Origin of the sequence: Kocuria nitroreducens, from assembly GCF_042879195.1 — a bacterium.
In the GTDB taxonomy this organism is placed as follows: Bacteria; Actinomycetota; Actinomycetes; order Actinomycetales; family Micrococcaceae; genus Kocuria; species Kocuria nitroreducens.
Map to the genome: position 1 here is coordinate 108475 of NZ_JBHZTC010000002.1, position 13068 is coordinate 121542.

Here is a 13068-nt window from a genome sequence, read left to right on the forward strand (position 1 = left end):
CCTGGGATCAGGAGCCGGCGATGTTCCTGAGCACGTACTGCAGGATGCCGCCGTTGCGGTAGTAGTCCGCCTCGCCCGGCGTGTCGATGCGCAGGACCGCGTCGAACTCGACCGTGGCGCCGTCCTCCTTCGTGGCGGTGACCTTGAGCGTCTTCGGGATGGTGCCCTCGTTGAGCCCGGTCACGCCCTGGATGTCGAAGGTCTCCGTGCCGTCCAGGCCGAGGGAGTCCGCGGACTCGCCGGCCGGGAACTGAAGCGGGAGCACGCCCATGCCGATGAGGTTCGAGCGGTGGATGCGCTCGTAGCTCTCAGCGACGACGGCCTTGACGCCCAGCAGGGAGGTGCCCTTCGCGGCCCAGTCGCGCGAGGACCCGGAGCCGTACTCCTTGCCGCCCAGCACGACAAGCGGGACGCCGGCCTCCTGGTAGTTGATCGAGGCGTCGTAGACGGCCGCCTGCGGGCCGCCCTCCTGCGTGAAGTCGCGGGTGTAGCCGCCCTCCACGCCGTCCAGGAGCTGGTTCTTGATCCGGATGTTGGCGAAGGTGCCGCGGATCATGACCTCGTGGTTGCCGCGGCGGGAGCCGTAGGAGTTGAAGTCCTTGCGCTGGACCCCGTTCTCGATGAGGTACTTGCCGGCCGGGGTGTCGGACTTGAACGAGCCCGCCGGGGAGATGTGGTCGGTCGTGACCGAGTCGCCCAGCTTCAGCAGCACGCGGGCGCCCGTGATGTCCTCGACCGGGGTCGTCTCCATGGTCATGCCCTCGAAGTACGGGGGCTTGCGGACGTAGGTGGACTCGGGGTTCCACGCGAACGTCTTGCCGGTGGGGGTGTCCAGGTTCTGCCAGCGCTCGTCGCCGTCGAAGATGGTGCCGTACTGGTAGGTGAACATCTCGGTGTCGATGGACGCGTCGATGATCTTCTGCACCTCCGCCGGGTCCGGCCAGATGTCCTTGAGGAACACCTCGTTGCCGTCGGCGTCCTGGCCCAGGGACTCCTTGTCGAAGTCGAAGTCCATGTTGCCGGCCAGGGCGTAGGCGATGACCAGCGGCGGGGACGCCAGGTAGTTCATCTTCACGTCCGGGTTGATCCGGCCCTCGAAGTTGCGGTTGCCCGAGAGCACCGAGGTCACGGCCAGGTCGTTGTCCTGGATGGCCTGGGAGATCTCGTCCTCGAGCGGGCCCGAGTTGCCGATGCAGGTGGTGCAGCCGTAGCCCACGATGTAGAAGCCGAGCTCCTCCAGCGCCGGGACCAGACCGGACTTCTCGTAGTAGTCGGTGACGACCTTCGAGCCCGGGGCGATCGAGGTCTTGACCCAGGGCTTGGCCTTGAGCCCCTTCTCGACGGCGTTGCGCGCCAGCACCGCCGCGGCCATCATGACCGACGGGTTCGAGGTGTTGGTGCACGAGGTGATCGACGCGATCGACACCGCCCCGTGGTCGAGCTCGAACTCCCGGCCGTCGGGCATGGACACGGGAACCCGCTTGGTCGGACGGTCGTCCTCGGTGAAGGCGTGGTGCTCCCGCGGGCGATCCGCCTCGGGCTGCGGGTGCTCCGGGGTGTAGGCCGGCGCGTCGGAGGCCGGGAAGGACTGCGCCGAGGCGTCGTCGATGGTGTTGCCGGCGGTGACGTCCTCGTCCACGTGCGTCGCGTAGTTGCCCAGATCCTCGTGGAACTGCGCCTTCGCGTCGGTGAGCGAGATGCGGTCCTGCGGGCGCTTCGGCCCGGAGATCGAGGGCACCACGGTGGAGAGGTCCAGCTCGAGGTACTCGGAGAAGGCGATCTCCTCGGCGGGGTCGTGCCACATCCCCTGCTCCTTGACGTACGCCTCGACGAGCGCGATCTGCTCGTCGGAGCGTCCGGTCAGGCGCAGGTACTCCAGGGTGACGTCGTCGATCGGGAAGATCGCCGCGGTGGAGCCGAACTCGGGGCTCATGTTCCCGATGGTCGCGCGGTTGGCCAGGGGCACGGCGCCGACGCCCTCGCCGTAGAACTCGACGAACTTGCCGACCACGCCGTGCTCGCGGAGCATCTCCGTGATGGTGAGCACCACGTCGGTGGCGGTCGCTCCGGCGGGGATCTCACCGGTGAGCTTGAAGCCCACGACCCGCGGGATGAGCATGGAGATGGGCTGGCCAAGCATCGCGGCCTCCGCCTCGATGCCGCCCACGCCCCAGCCGAGCACGCCGAGGCCGTTCTCCATGGTGGTGTGCGAGTCGGTGCCCACGCAGGTGTCCGGGTAGGCGCGCAGCACGCCGTCGACCTCGCGGGTCATCACGACGCGGGCCAGGTTCTCGATGTTGACCTGGTGGACGATGCCCATGCCCGGGGGGACGACCTTGAAGTCGTCGAAGGCGGTCTGACCCCAGCGCAGGAACTGGTAGCGCTCCCCGTTGCGCTCGTACTCGATGTCCATGTTGATCCCGATCGAGTCCGAGGTCCCGAAGGAGTCGATCTGCACGGAGTGGTCGATCACGAGCTCGGCCGGGGCGAGCGGGTTCACGCGGGCGGGGTCGCCGCCGAGGTCCGCGATGGCCTCGCGCATCGTGGCGAGGTCCACGATGCAGGGCACGCCCGTGAAGTCCTGCATGATCACGCGACCCGGGGTGAACTGGATCTCGATGCTGGGCTCGGCCGTGGGGTCCCAGCTGGCCAGGGACTCGATGTGCTCGGAGGTGATGTTGGCGCCGTCCTCGGTGCGCAACAGGTTCTCGAGCAGAACCTTCAGGCTGTACGGGAGCTTCTGCGCGCCCTCCAGCGTGTTCAGTCGGAAAATCTCGTACTCGGTGCCTTTGACGTCGAGAACGCCCTTGGCCCCGAAGCTGTCCACCGTGCTCATATGCGTGGAACTCCTCTCGCCACCGTCTTGGAAACGCCCGCGGGAGGATGCCGGCGAAGCGCCGGGGTTCTCCCGTGAACAGTCACCTGTCAGTGTAGCCCGTGTGCGCGCGGTGACTCCGATCCACCCCTCGGCCCGCCGTCATGCGGACGGGGGCGGCCTCCGTCAGGGCTCCAGGACCGCCAGCGTCTCCACGTGGTGGGTGTTCGGGTACATGTCGAAGGCGCGCACCGACCGCACGTGCCACCCGGCGCGGCGGAACCGGCCCAGGTCCCGCGCCAGCGTGGCCGGGTCGCACGCGAGGTACGCGATGCGGCGCGGGGCGAGCGCCACGAGCTGGTCCACGACGGTCCGTCCGGCGCCCGCCCGGGGCGGGTCCAGGACCACGACGTCGGGGCGGGCCGCGCCGCCGCCCCGGGCCGGGCGGCGGCGGCCCCGGGCCGGCGCGTCCAGCGGCCAGGTGCGTGCCAGCACCTTGTCGACGCTCCCCCGCTCGACGCGGACCGCCGGCCGGCCGGCGAAGGCGCTCCGGGCGTCGGCGCTGGTGACCGGCGATCCCTCGACGGCCACGACGGTGCCCGCCTCCCCCACGGCGTCCGCGAGCGCGGCCGTGAACAGGCCGGCGCCGGCGTAGAGGTCGAGGGCGTGCTCCCCCGGGCGGGCCCCGGCGGCCGCGGGCACCTCCTGGTGCAGCAGCGCGGGGGCGGCGCGGTGGATCTGCCAGAACCCCTCGGCCGAGACCTCCCACCGGTGCGGGCCCGCGTGCTCGACGACGGACGGCCGTCCCGCCCACGTCTCGGGCCCGCGCTGCCCCTCGGCCCGGGCGGTGACGGAGACGTCCCGGTCCGCGGTGAGCCGTGCGAGCTCACGGCGCAGCCGGTGCCGGTCGGCTCCGGCGGCGAGGCCCAGGTGCACCAGCGGCGTCCCGCCGTCGGCGGGGGCCGCGACGTCGACCCGCTCCGCCCCGCGCAGGTCGAGCCGCCCGAGCCGCAGGTCGTCGATGGCCGGGATCACGAGCGGGAAGCCGTCCACCGGGACGACGGCCGCGCTGCGGTGGGGATGCATCCCGATCCGTCCTGCGGGGTCCACGGCGAAGTGCGCGCGGGTGCGCCAGCCGAGGCCCCGCGGATCCTCCCCCGGCATGGGCTCCACGGCGATCCGGGCCTCGAGCCCGGCCAGGCGGGTGAGCTGCTCGGTGACCACGGCGGCCTTCAGGGCGCGCTGGGCCTCCAGCTCGGCGTGGCCGAACTCCGCACCGCCGACGGGCGGCTCGCCCCGCCGCCAGGTCAGCAGGGGGTCGGCCGGGGCCCACACGTGCTCGGTCCGCCGGTGGGCGTCCGCCTGGAGGACGTCCACGACGTCGCCGCGCCAGAACCGGGCCGCAGGGCCGCTGTCGGTGAGTCGGACGCGGACGAGCTCTCCGGGCAGACCGTGGCGGACGAACACCACGCGGCCCTCACCGGTGCGGGCCACGGTGTGGCCGCCGTGGGCGACGGGGCCCAGGCGCAGCTCGAGCTCGGCCGGCTCGGCGGACGCGGCGGGGGCCGGGGGGCGGGACGGGGTCACGGGCGGGACGCTCTCTGCTCGGGGGTGGTCTCGGGGGCGGACTCGGGACCCGTGTCCGCGCCGGAGGCGGAGGACAGGTGCCAGGGCACGGAGGCCGTCATGACCCCGCGCTCCTGGTGCAGGCGGGCCCGCAGCGGCCGGATGGCCTGGTTGTGCAGCAGCCGTTCCCACCGGTGCCGCACCACGTACTCGGGCAGGTACACCACGACCAGGTCCCGGGGCGACTTGCGGCGCACTCCGCGCACGTGGTCGAGGACCGGGCCGATGGTGTCCCGGTACGGCGCGTGGAGCACGGTGACCGGCACCGGGATCTCGAGCCGCCGCCACTCGTCGAGGATCCGCCGGGTGGCGGCGGCGTTCGTGTCCACGACGACGGCCTCGAGGGTCGAGGGCCGGGACGCCCGGGCGTAGGCCAGGGCGCGCATGAGGGGTTTGCGGACGGAGGAGACGTAGATGATGGCGTGCACCCGGGAGGGCAGGGCCCGCACCGGGGAGTCGGGCTGGAGCGCGAGCTCGGCGTCCACGGCGTCGTAGTGCCGCCGGACCCCCGCCATGACCGTGCTCAGGAGCAGGATGGCCACGATGGTGATCCACGCCCCCTGCGTCAGCTTGGTGACGAGCACGACCACGAGCACCGCCGCGCACAGGACGAAGGCGATCAGGGCCACGGCCCGGCGCAGGAACAGCTCGCGGCGGACCCCCGGGTGCGGCCGCATACGCCGCACGCGCGCCCAGTGCCGGACCATGCCGGCCTGGGTCAGGGTGAAGGAGACGAACACGCCCACGATGTAGAGCTGGATCAGGCTGTTGACGTTGGCGCCGAACGCCGTGGTGAGGACCACGGCGACGAGCAGCAGCAGCAGGATGCCGTTGGTGAACGCGAAACGGTCGCCGCGCGCCTGCAGCTGGCGGGGCAGGAAGGCGTCCCGCGCCAGCCGGGACGCCAGCGTGGGGAACCCGGAGAAAGCGGTGTTCGCGGCGAGGATCAGCACGCCCACGGTCGCGGCGACGAGCACGAAGAACCACAGGGAGTCGGTGCCGAAGACGGTCTTGGCGAGCTGGCCCAGGACAGGGTCCTGGAAGAAGTCGGGGCCGGGGAGCCGGCCGTCCACGAGCAGCTGCTCCTCCGGATCGCCGACCACCACCACGTCCGTGCGGTCGGCGAGGTACAGCACGCCGGCCAGCAGGGCCGCCGAGACCGCACCGAGCAGGCCCAGCGTGGCCGCCGCGTTGGCGGCGCGGGGCTTGCGGAAGTACGGCACCGAGTTGGTGATGGTCTCCACGCCGGTCAGGGCCACGGCCCCGGAGGAGAAGGCCCGCAGCACCAGCAGGGCGCCGGCCAGACCGGCCAGCCCGGCGTCGAAGCCGGCGGCGGGCAGGACCTCCCGGCCGGCGCTGGGGGCGTCCCCCAGGGACCCGGTGAGGTCCTGGCCCAGGCCCACGAGCAGCAGCGCCGCCAGGACGGCGAGGAAGAAGTAGGTGGGCACGGCGGCGGCCCGGCCCATGAACTTCAGGCCGCGGAGGTTGAGCAGCCCCACGAAGAGGATCCCGGCCACGGCCAGCTCCACCCGGCGCCCGGCGAGCGCGGGCAGCGCCGCCGTGACGTACTGCGCGGCGGTGGCCATGGACACGGCCACCACGAGGGCGTAGTCGGCCATCAGGGCCGCGCCCACGCCCACCCCCGCGGTGCGGCCGAGGTTCTTGGAGACGATCTCGTAGTCGCCGCCGCCGGAGGGATAGGCGCGCACGTTCTGCCGGTAGGCGGTGATCACCACGGTGAGCACCACGAGCACGGCCAGGCCCACCCACGGGGAGACCGCCACGGCCGTGGTGCCGGCGAGAGCGAGCGTGAGGATGATCTCGTCGGGGGCGTAGGCCACCGAGGAAAGGGCGTCCGCCGAGAAGACCGGCAGCGCCGTGCGCTTGGGCAGCACGGCGTCGCCGAACCGCTCGTTGTGGATGGGCTTGCCGACGAGTGCACGCCTCAGCGCCCGGGGAATGCTCTGCACGGCTCCCCACGGTAGTCCGTCCCGCACCGATTGTCCGCCGCACCCGGTGGGAGCCGAGTCCCCAGGGGTGACCTAGGCTGAGGGGCATGGCGCATTTCGTGATCATGGGAGTGGGGCGCGTCGGCGTGATGGTCGCCCACGCCCTGGAGGACTCCGGGCACACCGTGGCGGTGATCGACCAGGACGACCGAGCTTTCCGGCGGTTGCGCAAGTCCTTCGAGGGCAGGACGGTCACCGGCCTCGGCTTCGACCAGGAGGTGCTGCGCCGGGCCGGGATCGAGGACGCCTACGCCTTCGCGGCCGTCTCGAGCGGGGACAACTCCAACATCATCGCGGCGCGCGTGGCGCGCGAGACGTTCAAGGTCCGCCACGTGGTGGCCCGCATCTACGACCCCTCCCGGGCGGAGTTCTACCAGCGGCTGGGGATCCCCACCGTCGCCGCCGTGCGCTGGAGCGCCGACCAGGCGCTGCGCCGGATCCTGCCCGAGCAGACGATCACGGCCGACTTCCGCGAGGCCTCGGGACGGCTGCAGCTGGGCGAGCTGTCCCTGGACGACTCCTGGTCCGGTCTGCACCTGGACGCGATCCAGGAGGCCACGGGGGTGCGGATCGCGTTCGTGACGCGCTTCGGGGAGGGTGTGCTGCCGGGCCCCGACATGAGCTACCAGCAGGGGGACGTCGTGCACGCCATGATGCGCACCGACGACATCGAGGCCGTGTCCCGCGTCCTGTCCCGCCGGCCCGACCCGGACGTGCTCGACTTCGCCAACTCCCTGCGCCGGGAGTCCGACGACGCGCCCGGCTCCGACGGCACCTCACGGGGAGGATCCTGATGCGCGTGGTCATCGTCGGAGCGGGCGCCGTGGGCGCCTCGATCGCCCGGGAGCTGCTCGCCCACCAGCACGAGGTGGTGATCTTCGACGAGAAGCCCGAGGTCATCGGTCGTTCGGACCTGCGCGGCGCCCAGTGGATCATCGGGGACGCCTGCGAGCTCTCCACGCTGCGGGAGGGCGGTCTGGAGGAGACCGACGTCGTCGTCGCCGCCACGGGCGACGACAAGGCGAACCTCGTGGTCTCCCTCCTGGCGCGCAGCGAGTTCGGCGTGCCCCGCACGGTCGGCCGGGTCAACAACCCCAAGAACGAGTGGCTCTTCGACGACGCGTGGGGCGTGGACGTGGCCGTGTCCACGCCGCGGCTGATGACGGCGCTCGTGGAGGAGGCCGTCGAGGTGGGCGACGTGGTGCGGCTGCTGACCCTGCAGACGGGCGGTGCGACCCTGTCGGCCTACACGGTGCCGCACGAGCACCCGATCATCGCCACGATGGTCTCCCAGGTGCCGTGGCCGCCGGACGTGGCGCTCGTGGCCATCCTGCGCGACGGGGTGCCCATCACCCCGTCGGGCGACGACGTGGTCGAGGGGGCCGACCAGCTCTTCTTCGTCTCCACCACGGAGGGCGAGGCGCAACTGCGCGCGATGTTCACCACCGCCGGCCGGCACGAGCCGCACCGGGCCTGAGCCCGGCGGCGGGCCTCAGGGCGTGTCCTGCTCCTGGGCGGCGATCTGCTCGGAAGGCCGGGAGACGAGCCACGCGAGCCACAGGGTCAGCGCGTACAGGGGCACTCCCATGACCAGGCGCGCCACGCCCAGGCCGGTGAGGTTCTCCGCGAGGTACAGCGGCACCTGCACGACCAGGCGGGCCGCGAACATCGCCATGAGCATGACCGTGGCCACCTGGTAGGCACGGCGGCGCACCGGGACCTCGCGCCACTGCGCGCCCTCCCCGCGGATGTAGCCGTAGAAGACGCCGAGCAGCGGCCAGCGGGCGAGCAGGGACACGCCGAGTCCCGCGAACCAGGCCGCGTTGATCCAGAACCCGGGGACGTAGTAGTCCAGCGCCTCGCCGGTGGCCCGCGCGAACAGGGCGCAGACGCCCACGCCCACGAAGCCGGACACGGCCTGCACGAGGCTCTGGCGCTGGACGAGGCGCAGCAGGGTGAACAGGGCGGCCGTGCCCAGGGACGCGACGAGCGCCACTCCGAGGGGATTGCCGACGAGCAGCACGGCGAGGAACACGAAGCCCGGCAGGATCGTCTCGGCCAGGCCGCGCCAGCCGCCGACGGCGTGCAGGACGTCGAGCTGTCCGTTGTCCTTGCGGCGCATGCCCGAGCGCGCGGCGTAGGCGGCCATCGAGCGCTCCACGTCGCGGCCGCGCCCGGGCTCGCCCGCGGTGCTCCCGGGCTCCTGGGGGTCCGTCATCTGCTGACCTGCTTCGCGATGATCTCGTAGCGCGGGTTGAACATCGAGGGGCGCCCGTCCCGGAAGCTCACCACGCCCACGCAGCGCAGCCGCGTCCCCGCGGTCACGCCCGGCACGGTGCGCTGGCCGTGCCACACGAGGCGCAGCGGCCGGGGTGCGACCAGGTCCTCGTCCCCCGGCGCCTGCGGGGAGTCCGGCGCGAGCAGGGCCGTGAAGTTCTGCGCGCCGGTCACCGGGGGCACGGTCACCTCCACGACCAGACCCGTCGCCATCACCCGGCGTCGCCCCCGGGCGGCGGTCGAGGGGTCGAGGTCGCCGGCGCACACCGGCGCCTCGGCGACCACGTCGATGGCTCCCGTCGCCGGCGTCGGCCGGGCGTCCCCGTTGCCTGTTCTCGTCATGGCTCAGCCGATCTCCGTGATCTCGGGGCCGCGCCGCGGCGGCCGCACGGGCTCCATCTCCGGCTCCGGCTCCGCGGCGGGGCCGCGGACCGCGCCCTCGGGCACCACCAGCGTGAGCAGCTCCCGGGGGGGCATGGGCCGGTCGCCGCGCACCACGACGAGGTCTCGCACGACCTCGTCGAGGGCCGCGGCCGACTCCGCGGTCACCGCGGCGGTGCCCGTGAACACGGCCCGCACGAACCAGCGCGGGCCGTCGACGCCCACGAACCGGGCGAGGCGGAAGCCCCGGGTCCCGTCGGAGGCCGTGGCCGGGAAGCGGGTGACGACCTGGAGCCCGAAGGGCCCCTCCTCGACCGTCGGCTCGCCGTTGCTCGTGCGCAGCGACTGCACCAGCTCGCGGCGGACCTCGTCCCACAGCCCCTCGGAGCGGGGGGCGGCGAACGCCTGGACCTGGACCGAGCCGCCGTCGAGGTCCAGGGCGACGGCACGGGGGCGCTGCGTGCGCTCGTCCACCTCGAGCCGCACCCCCAGCCCCGGGCGGGGACGCACGAGCACGGCGCCGAGGTCGAGGTAGCCGTCGCGGTCGTCGACCTGGGAGATGTCGAGGGGGCCGTGCGGCTCCCGGCGCCGCGCCGCCGCGGCGTCCTCCGCGCTCGGCGCGGCCTCCGGCTGCTGCGGGGCGGCGTCCTGCGCGGCGGGCTTCTTCTTCTTGCGACCGAACATGGTGTCGTTCTCCTCCGCCGGCACGCGGTGCCGGCTCGTGGCGTGAACTCGTGGCGTGAGCTCTGGGGGGCGGCTCGTGGATTCAGGCGGTGCCGCTGGAGCCGAAGCCCGTGCCGCCGCGCGTCGAGCCGGGCAGCACGTCGACGACTTCGAAGACGGCCCGCTCGACGCGCTGGACGACGAGCTGGGCGATGCGGTCGCCGCGGCGGACCGTGAAGGACTCGGCTCCGTCCGTGTTGAGCAGGGTGACCTTGATCTCGCCCCGGTAGCCGGAGTCCACCGTGCCCGGGGCGTTGACCACCGTGATGCCGTGCCGGGCGGCCAGTCCCGACCGGGGGTGCACGAACCCGGCGAACCCTTCGGGCAGCGCGATCGCCACCCCCGTGGCCACCAGGGCCCGCTCCCCGGGGCCGAGGACCAGGTCCTCGCGCGAGCGCAGGTCCGCGCCAGCGTCTCCGGGCTTCGCGTACACGGGCAGGGGAAGGTCCGGGTCGAGGGCCTGCAGCGCGATGCTGAGCGGGCGCCCGTTGCCCGGTGGCGGCCGGTGGCCTGTCGACTGGTCGTTCACAGTGCCCCACTCTAACGCGCCGGACCCCGGGCGCAGTCGTGAGACGCTAGGGCCATGTCCCATCCTGCGTCCTCCAGTGCGTCCCCTGCCGACGGTCCCCGCGGGCCCCGCCGCTCCTCCTCCGCGCGGCCCGGCGCCGGGATCCTCTACGAGGAGAAGCTCACCGCCGCGTGGTGGATGTGGTTGCTCGTGCTCTTCGCGGGCCTCGTCGCCCTGGTGGCGCTGGCCCCCATCGATCCGTGGGTGGCCGCAGCGGCGGCGGTCGTGGTCGGCGGCGGCGCCGCCGTGGCGCTCGTGGTCTCCAGCACCACCATCGTCGTCACCGACGAGTTCCTGCGGGTCGGCCGGGCCCGCATCGAGCGGCGGTTCGTGGGCGAGGCCGAGGCCTTCCGCGGCGACGACGTCCGCCGGGTCCGCGGTCCCGAGCTGGACGGACGGGCCTTCATGAACTTCCGGGCGTCCGTGGGCCCCGTGGTGCGGATCCGGATCACCGACCCCGTCGACCCCACGCCCTACTGGCTCACCTCCACCCGACACCCGGAGCGGATCGTCGAGGTGCTGTCCGCGCGCCCGTGAGCGCAGCCGGTGCCCGCGTGCGGAAGAACCCCGTCGCGACGACCGTCGCGACGGGGTTCTTCCGGCTCCCGGACGAGCTCGACCCTGCGGGGCTCAGCCCACGCACTCGACGCAGTACTTGGCCCCGGCCCTCTCCTCGGCGATCTGGGAGCGGTGGCGCACCAGGAAGCACGAGCCGCAGGTGAACTCGTCCTCCTGGGCCGGCAGCACGACGACGGACAGCTCCTCGTTGGAGAGGTCCGCGCCCGGCAGCTCGAAGCTCTCGGCCGCGGCCGCCTCGTCCTCGTCGACGCTGCCGGACTGCGAATCGGTGCGGCGCGTCTGCAGCTCCTCGATCGAGTCCTCCTTGAGCTCGTCGTCCTGCTTGCGCGGCGCGTCGTAATCAGTGGCCATGTCCGGTATTCGCTCCAATATGGGTCCGAGGGCGGGCTCCGGCTCGGCTCTCCGCCGCCCTCCGGGCTCTGTGTCGCGTAGATTGTTCACCATCCGAGGGCAAAAATCCAACCGTGCCCGGGCCCGTGAACACGCGGCGGAGGCCGTCCGCGGACGGCCTCCGGCCGGGTCGTGCGACGGCCAGTAGGATTGGGGGCGGGTCCGGGCCGGCACCTCGGCCGCGACCGACGGACCCGCCCCGCAGCGCCCGCTCGACGACCCCGAGCGCACCCGAGAACCACCCCGGAGGAATGACAGCATGGAGCAGTTGCGCCTGGCAGGTGTGCACGACGACGGTGAGCACCTGGTCGTCGAGGACGAGGCAGGCACCCGCCACCTGTTGCGGATCGATCAGGAGCTGCGCCTGGCCGTCCAGCGCGCCCGGCGGCTGTCGGGCGCCCGTCAGCGGGGAACGGGCCAGTTCGGACCCCGCGAGATCCAGGCCCGGTTCCGCTCCGGGGCCACGGTCGAGGAGATCGTGGCCGAGAGCGGCTGGGAGTCCGCCCGGGTCCGCCGCTACGAGTGGCCGATCCTCGCCGAGCGCGCCCACATCGCCACCGAGGCGCAGAAGGTCGAGATCCAGGACCGCTCAGCGCACCGCGGCTACCACTCCGTCTTCGAGGGCGAGCCCCTCACCCTGGGCCGCGCCGTCGCCCACCGGGCCGCCGACCTCGGGGTGGACCCCTCCTCCCTGGAGTGGGACTCGTGGCAGCGGGAGGACCACCTGTGGGCGGTCGTCGCCCGGTTCTCCGTGGTCGACCGCTCCGCCGCCCCGGCCCACGACGAGCCGCTCGCCGAGTGGCTCTACAACCCGGCGAACCAGAGCGTCCGGCCGGCGAACTCGTGGGCGGAGGCCCTCACGGAGGCCGGCGCCCCCGACACGCCGCTCGGCACGGGCCTCGGCGTCCTGGACGGGGGCCTCGACCCCGAGCTCACGCAGCTGCGCCGGTCCGCCGTGGAGGCCGACGACCTGCTCGACGTCCTGCAGGCCCGCCGCGGGCAGCGCATCGGCGAGGACGCCGACGGGGACGACGCCCTGGCCGAGCTCCTGGGCCGCGGCATGGGGCACGTCGAACGGCGACCTCGTCCGCTCGCCGCCCCCGAGGACAGCTCCGTCTTCGATCGCCCCTTCCAGCCGGCCACGCAGTTCCCCGAGCCCGGCGCCGCCCCGGAGCCGGGACCGGTCGACGGACCCGCGCCCCGCACGGACGGGGAGGCCGCCGACCAGCCCACCGAGGATCCCTCGGGAGCGCTCAGCGGTGAGCCCGTCGAGGAGCCAGCCGGAGCGCTCAGCGGTGAGCCCGTCGAGGAGCCCTCCGCGCGCAACGAGGTCCCGCACCCCTCCCGGGGGCTCGCGCGAGAGCGGACCGACGGTGCCGCCGCCGATCGTTCCGAGGCACGACCGGACGCGGACGGCTCCGGTGATGCCGCTCCCGGAGCCGAGGACTCGGCGGGCGGGAACTCCCCGGGCGAGGACCGCACCGACGACTCCGCCGGGGACCTCGGGGTCCCGGCCGGCGTCTCCGGCGAGGATCCCGCGGACTCCGCCCCCGCGGAGGAGACCACGCCCGAACGGCCCCGCCCGCGCAACAAGACGGCCAAGGCGCGGCGCTCCGCGCGGTCCTCGGTGCCCAGTTGGGACGAGATCGTCTTCGGCAGCTCCTCCGACTGAGCCCCCGCTACCGGTGCGTGCCGTCCGA

General features: G+C 73.3%; 12 protein-coding genes. 4 read left to right on the forward strand and 8 right to left on the reverse strand.

The features are described from left to right. Positions 1 to 7 precede the first annotated feature (7 nt). The 3 genes from ACFYE1_RS01665 to ACFYE1_RS01675 form a co-directional block, all read right to left on the reverse strand. Positions 8 to 2836, reverse strand: coding sequence for an aconitate hydratase (locus ACFYE1_RS01665; protein WP_387739248.1), 2829 nt, complete (start codon positions 2834 to 2836; stop codon positions 8 to 10). 165 nt (positions 2837 to 3001) lie between these two features. Beyond that, entirely contained in the window at positions 3002 to 4402 is a 1401-nt protein-coding gene (locus ACFYE1_RS01670; protein WP_387739251.1) for a class I SAM-dependent RNA methyltransferase, read from the reverse strand. Beyond that, entirely contained in the window at positions 4399 to 6411 is a 2013-nt protein-coding gene (locus ACFYE1_RS01675) for an APC family permease (protein WP_387739254.1), read from the reverse strand. Before ACFYE1_RS01675 ends, ACFYE1_RS01670 begins: the two co-directional genes overlap by 4 nt. 86 nt (positions 6412 to 6497) lie before the next feature. On the opposite strand from ACFYE1_RS01675, the gene ACFYE1_RS01680 reads away from it, so the two are divergent. Together ACFYE1_RS01680 and ACFYE1_RS01685 are read left to right on the forward strand one after the other, a co-directional pair. Continuing rightward, positions 6498 to 7244, forward strand: coding sequence for a potassium channel family protein (locus ACFYE1_RS01680; RefSeq protein WP_387739257.1), 747 nt, complete (start codon positions 6498 to 6500; stop codon positions 7242 to 7244). After that, on the forward strand, positions 7244 to 7927 hold the full coding sequence (locus tag ACFYE1_RS01685) for a potassium channel family protein (protein ID WP_387739260.1): 684 nt from the start codon (positions 7244 to 7246) through the stop codon (positions 7925 to 7927). The genes ACFYE1_RS01680 and ACFYE1_RS01685 overlap by 1 nt, the downstream gene beginning before the upstream one ends. A gap of 15 nt (positions 7928 to 7942) precedes the next feature. On the opposite strand, the gene ACFYE1_RS01690 is transcribed toward ACFYE1_RS01685, so the two are convergent. From ACFYE1_RS01690 to dut, 4 genes are all read right to left on the reverse strand, one after another. Next, the gene (locus ACFYE1_RS01690) at positions 7943 to 8668 is read right to left on the reverse strand and encodes a DUF3159 domain-containing protein (protein ID WP_387739262.1); all 726 of its coding nucleotides are present in this window, start codon (positions 8666 to 8668) and stop codon (positions 7943 to 7945) included. After that, positions 8665 to 9069 (reverse strand): hypothetical protein, encoded by a 405-nt coding sequence (locus ACFYE1_RS01695; protein WP_387739264.1) that lies wholly within the window; start codon positions 9067 to 9069, stop codon positions 8665 to 8667. Before ACFYE1_RS01695 ends, ACFYE1_RS01690 begins: the two co-directional genes overlap by 4 nt. A 3-nt stretch (positions 9070 to 9072) precedes the next feature. Next, complete coding sequence (locus ACFYE1_RS01700) at positions 9073 to 9792, reverse strand: DUF3710 domain-containing protein (RefSeq protein ID WP_387739266.1); 720 nt, start codon at positions 9790 to 9792, stop codon at positions 9073 to 9075. An 82-nt stretch (positions 9793 to 9874) separates the two neighbouring features. Continuing rightward, on the reverse strand, positions 9875 to 10303 hold the full coding sequence (dut, locus tag ACFYE1_RS01705) for a dUTP diphosphatase (protein ID WP_387739495.1): 429 nt from the start codon (positions 10301 to 10303) through the stop codon (positions 9875 to 9877). A gap of 111 nt (positions 10304 to 10414) precedes the next feature. Between dut and ACFYE1_RS01710 the strand changes: the two genes are divergently transcribed. Then, positions 10415 to 10936: a DUF3093 domain-containing protein gene (locus ACFYE1_RS01710; protein ID WP_387739267.1), complete on the forward strand. Its 522-nt coding sequence runs from the start codon at positions 10415 to 10417 to the stop codon at positions 10934 to 10936. A 93-nt stretch (positions 10937 to 11029) separates the two neighbouring features. On the opposite strand, the gene ACFYE1_RS01715 is transcribed toward ACFYE1_RS01710, so the two are convergent. Then, positions 11030 to 11329, reverse strand: a complete 300-nt coding sequence (locus ACFYE1_RS01715; RefSeq protein ID WP_387739270.1) for a DUF4193 domain-containing protein — start codon at positions 11327 to 11329, stop codon at positions 11030 to 11032. A gap of 298 nt (positions 11330 to 11627) precedes the next feature. On the opposite strand from ACFYE1_RS01715, the gene sepH reads away from it, so the two are divergent. Then, entirely contained in the window at positions 11628 to 13040 is a 1413-nt protein-coding gene (gene sepH, locus ACFYE1_RS01720; RefSeq protein WP_387739272.1) for a septation protein SepH, read from the forward strand. The last annotated feature ends 28 nt before the right edge of the window (positions 13041 to 13068 follow it).

What these genes read in the sequence shown, in the direction of transcription:
- ACFYE1_RS01695 (WP_387739264.1), bottom strand. Translation starts at nt 9,069, where the DNA reads ATGACGAGAACAGGCAACGGGGACGCCCGGCCGACGCCGGCGACGGGA.
- ACFYE1_RS01710 (WP_387739267.1), top strand. Translation starts at nt 10,415, where the DNA reads ATGTCCCATCCTGCGTCCTCCAGTGCGTCCCCTGCCGACGGTCCCCGC.
- sepH (WP_387739272.1), top strand. Translation starts at nt 11,628, where the DNA reads ATGGAGCAGTTGCGCCTGGCAGGTGTGCACGACGACGGTGAGCACCTG.
- ACFYE1_RS01700 (WP_387739266.1), bottom strand. Translation starts at nt 9,792, where the DNA reads ATGTTCGGTCGCAAGAAGAAGAAGCCCGCCGCGCAGGACGCCGCCCCG.
- ACFYE1_RS01715 (WP_387739270.1), bottom strand. Translation starts at nt 11,329, where the DNA reads ATGGCCACTGATTACGACGCGCCGCGCAAGCAGGACGACGAGCTCAAG.
- ACFYE1_RS01685 (WP_387739260.1), top strand. Translation starts at nt 7,244, where the DNA reads ATGCGCGTGGTCATCGTCGGAGCGGGCGCCGTGGGCGCCTCGATCGCC.
- ACFYE1_RS01690 (WP_387739262.1), bottom strand. Translation starts at nt 8,668, where the DNA reads ATGACGGACCCCCAGGAGCCCGGGAGCACCGCGGGCGAGCCCGGGCGC.
- ACFYE1_RS01680 (WP_387739257.1), top strand. Translation starts at nt 6,498, where the DNA reads ATGGCGCATTTCGTGATCATGGGAGTGGGGCGCGTCGGCGTGATGGTC.
- ACFYE1_RS01665 (WP_387739248.1), bottom strand. Translation starts at nt 2,836, where the DNA reads ATGAGCACGGTGGACAGCTTCGGGGCCAAGGGCGTTCTCGACGTCAAA.